At 43.2% G+C, this 3,782-nt stretch carries 4 protein-coding genes; 3 read left to right on the plus strand and 1 reads right to left on the minus strand.

Going from position 1 to position 3,782, the window contains the following annotated elements; all coding sequences use genetic code 11:
- Positions 1 to 15 precede the first annotated feature (15 nt).
- From HMPREF9304_RS01330 to HMPREF9304_RS01340, 3 genes are read left to right on the plus strand one after another with little or no spacing between them, the layout of a single operon-like run.
- The gene (locus HMPREF9304_RS01330) at positions 16 to 327 is read left to right on the plus strand and encodes a transposase (protein WP_036926036.1); all 312 of its coding nucleotides are present in this window, start codon (positions 16 to 18) and stop codon (positions 325 to 327) included.
- On the plus strand, positions 324 to 1,097 hold the full coding sequence (locus HMPREF9304_RS01335) for an RNA methyltransferase (RefSeq protein WP_036926037.1): 774 nt from the start codon (positions 324 to 326) through the stop codon (positions 1,095 to 1,097). Before HMPREF9304_RS01330 ends, HMPREF9304_RS01335 begins: the two co-directional genes overlap by 4 nt.
- Before the next feature lie 23 nt (positions 1,098 to 1,120).
- Complete coding sequence (locus HMPREF9304_RS01340; RefSeq protein ID WP_156104740.1) at positions 1,121 to 2,023, plus strand: hypothetical protein; 903 nt, start codon at positions 1,121 to 1,123, stop codon at positions 2,021 to 2,023.
- Positions 2,024 to 2,263: 240 nt separating this feature from the next.
- Here HMPREF9304_RS01340 and HMPREF9304_RS01345 read toward each other — a convergent pair whose 3' ends face one another.
- Positions 2,264 to 3,403: an MltF family protein gene (locus HMPREF9304_RS01345; protein ID WP_231564432.1), complete on the minus strand. Its 1,140-nt coding sequence runs from the start codon at positions 3,401 to 3,403 to the stop codon at positions 2,264 to 2,266.
- Positions 3,404 to 3,782: the final 379 nt, after the last annotated feature.

Raw genomic sequence — 3,782 nt, forward strand, 5'->3', positions numbered from 1 at the left:
AAATAATAACCAATCATGAGTAATAGTTCTTCACACTCTGATAGGAACCAATCTGCCATCATAAAAACAAAACTGAGCGATGAGAAAACCATCCAAGCCATTCAGGAGAACCCCTACATGCAGTACCTGCTTGGGCTTGAGAAGTGTACGGAAAAGCCGGTATTCGTTCCAGAGTTTTTCGTTTTTGGGAACTATCGGCTTTTAATTGGGGAATTTTATCTAAATTTGCAAAGACGAGACGACGTCATTGATGAAACGACAGGAATGATTGACGCATCTCGATTCACTATCTATACGAATAGATTCACTATCCATACGAATATATGATAAGTAAAGCCAAACTGAAATACATCCATTCGCTGAAATCGAAAAAAGGAAGAGTGGCACAAGGAACGTTCATTGCAGAAGGTCCTAAGGTGGTTGGAGACCTCCTTTCCACCTTTCAACCAACGATGATGTTTGCAACCCCTCATTGGCTACAAGATATTCACAACCAAGAGCGCCTGACTCATTTTCAGCAAATGGGCGTGCCGATTGAAACGGTAACCAACGACGAGCTCACCAAGATAAGTTGCCAACAACATCCGCAAGAGGTTTTGTGTGTGTTTGAAATGAGAAAGAGTCACTTAGCCTTTGACCCCTCTCGGCAACTCATACTTGCCCTTGACGACATACAAGACCCTGGCAATCTTGGCACCATTGTTCGCATTGCAGACTGGTTTGCGATACCCACCATTCTATGCAGTGAGAACACGGCAGACATTTACAACCCCAAGGTAGTGCAGGCAACCATGGGAAGTTTGGCTCGGGTGAACGTTGTTTACTTGGATTTGGAAAATTATATCCGCCAACATGCGTCCATGTTTCCTGTGTATGGAACGCTATTAGATGGAAAAGACATCTACCACGAAAATCTTGGAAGTCATGGACTCATTGTGATGGGTAACGAAGGGAATGGCATTTCAGCAGCGATAAGAACATTTGTAAACAAACCGCTTTACATTCCCAACTTCGCCAAGAGTGCGAACAGAGCAGAGAGCCTGAATGTAGCCATTGCGACAGCCATTACTTGTAGTGAATTTAGAAGAAGAGAGTGAACGAACAAATAACAAGATAAAAAATGGAAAAAGAATTATATAAGAATCGCAGTATATCCTCTTGTATCAAAATGGCTTACCTGCTATTTTGCTCAAATGTAATGACCATTCTCCGAAGAAATTGGTTGCCACTCCTTGCTTTTGCCATCATGGAAGGCGTTGTTACGGCGTGGTTGATCCAGCATGGTAATTCCCTTTTGGAAGACAACAGGGGCACCAGCTTTTTTGTCCTATCCTCCTTATTGTCTTTGCTGTATGTTGCCGCCATGGTTTGGTATATGGGCTGCACCACCAACCTACTCAATGAAAACGGATTTAGATGTAACCTTCTGAGGAATCTAAAGCTAACCGTGTTCATAGGACTTATTTTCATCGTGCTATTTGTGGGTGCCATTGCTTGGCTGCTCACTACGCTGCAACCCATTGCAACAGGACATGAGATGCAGCAGACAGGCACAACTGTTCAAATGTGGATTTTCCCACTCTGCTTACTCGTTTTCGCTCTTCTCTTGCTACCGTTGAGTTATTCGTACATGAATTATATTCAAGCCCCCAAAGCCCGTTTCAAGACTCATGTCATTGGAGGTTATTTTTCGGGATGGAGGCATTTCGGATATATTTTCTCTACACAGCTTTTGTTTGGAGTGATTGTCTTTTTCCTCACCATATTAGTAGCAATGCCCTTGTATCTATTGGTGTTTAGTTATACACTTTCACAACAAGGTGTTTTGCAAGGAGATGTGAACACGTTACCTTCGTATTTCCCAATTCTACTTTACGGTTGCTCCATCCTTACAGGGTTTATCCTCATCGCCATCATGACCGTGGGCGTTTACGTCAATTACTATATGTATGGCGCAATTATTGCTAAAAAGAAAGCCCGTCGCCAGCGAAAAGAAATACAAACAAAAACAAGTGAGGGATAACAGTCCTGTTGCGAAAAGCAGTGCTCAATCTCGGAGCAAAAAGCCTAAAGGCTGGTTCTATAAATTAGCTTTGTTAGATTTTGGACTTATTTTTGAGATCAAAATGTAAGTGAGTGAAGGAGTGTAGCGAGCTACACGACTGATTGAACTTGCATTTTGAACTAAAAAGAAGCCAAAAGATAATAAAACGTATTTCATAAAATTTGCTCACAATATACGGTGATAATTTATAGAACCAGCCTAAACATGGAAGCGATGCTTGCGTTTGGCTTCTCTGGGAGTTTGAAGACCAAACCCTCCTCCTAAACCACCTTTTGCTACGCCACGGTATTGTGCATAACGCGCCCGAATCTTATTGACGTAGTCGTAAGTTTCAGCCCCACGCATATACCCGTATTTAACAACTGGGTCGAGGTAATATTTAGGTTCGCTGAGCTTTAGGATATAGGCTGACACATGGTTCCAGCTATACGGATTGCCGCCATATTTCTTCGTGAGCGCCATGGCATCGCGCACATGGAAGAAGCCACCGTTATAACTGGCTAACACAAAATATTGTCGTTCCTGCACATTTCGAACATCGTTGAAATGCACGCTCAACTCTTTCAAATATTTTGCTGCAGCTGCAATATTCTGTTCAGGATTTTCTATTTGAGACATCGGTAAGCCCAAATGAGCGGCTGTGCCAGGCATAATCTGCATCAGTCCTCTCGCTCCTGCCCATGAGCGAGCGCGAGGGTCGAAGGTAGACTCTTGGTAACACTGTGCTGCCATCAGTCGCCAATCCCAACGAGCAATGGGTGCATATAGCTGGAAATAGTGATCATAATTTGAAATGATACCTTTAGAACGATTCAACATGGGTGAGAAAACACGCCGTGTCACACTTCGAGTGGACAAGAGAAACGACTCCTCTTGTTGCGCTTGTGCAATGAACGCAGGCTTAAACCATTTGTTCAAGGTGTCTGCCAATGCCTCATTGTCTTTCCGCACTGCCCACTTCGTTTTCCCAGAATCTGTAGTAGGACCTGCAGAAACCAAGACATTTTTTTGTATGGGTAAGGGAAAGGCAATGATGTCGCCATCTCCCTGCTTGAGTTTGTTCACCATTTCTGCCGTGTCTTTACACAGATCTACACGCAAAGACACGCCTAAGCTGTGCGCAAACTTTTCACAGAGCAGGTATTGAAGTCCCATGCCTCTGCCACGATAATCATAATAAGTCTGCGGTCCTCGCATGGTGAGGACAATCAGTTCACCGTTTCTAACGATGTCATCTAACAAAAAGTTGTCGTTTGAAGCTAAGCTATCCGCTCCTAAAGTAGTACCCCAAGGAGTTTCAACAGGGACTTTCTCTTCACGACACGCACAAAGCAACATGACAACTGTCAAACAGGTAAGAAGCAAAAGTCGCCCAGTCACAAAAGTATGACGGAATAGATGCATGCTGCAAAAGTACGACAATTCTTGCATACCTCATTGCATTTCACTATATTTGCAATGCTTTTTAAGAACAAATAAGAATTGTTGCGGTATATGTGAAACGCTCCATTTGATGTAGCATCGCCTCTATACCCAAAGGAAAATGTTGAAGTGAAAGCATCACCGGAATCTAAATAACCTCAAATCCGCAACTATGCCCTTGAACGTCCTTATTGCGTGTACATGTCCTCTCATTACTGAATTTGCAAATAACTTGAACTTGAAGCACCCACTTCTGCCTACAATATCCCCTTACCCCACAATGTGACTTGAGGCA

Origin of the sequence: Hoylesella timonensis S9-PR14 (assembly GCF_000762405.1) — a bacterium.
GTDB lineage: Bacteria > Bacteroidota > Bacteroidia > Bacteroidales > Bacteroidaceae > Prevotella > Prevotella timonensis_A.

Bases quoted from the DNA above. Each gene is read 5' to 3' on its own strand.
- HMPREF9304_RS01330 (WP_036926036.1), top strand. From the start codon at position 16: ATGAGTAATAGTTCTTCACACTCTGATAGGAACCAATCTGCCATCATA.
- HMPREF9304_RS01335 (WP_036926037.1), top strand. From the start codon at position 324: ATGATAAGTAAAGCCAAACTGAAATACATCCATTCGCTGAAATCGAAA.
- HMPREF9304_RS01340 (WP_156104740.1), top strand. From the start codon at position 1,121: ATGGAAAAAGAATTATATAAGAATCGCAGTATATCCTCTTGTATCAAA.
- HMPREF9304_RS01345 (WP_231564432.1), bottom strand. From the start codon at position 3,403: ATGTTGCTTTGTGCGTGTCGTGAAGAGAAAGTCCCTGTTGAAACTCCT.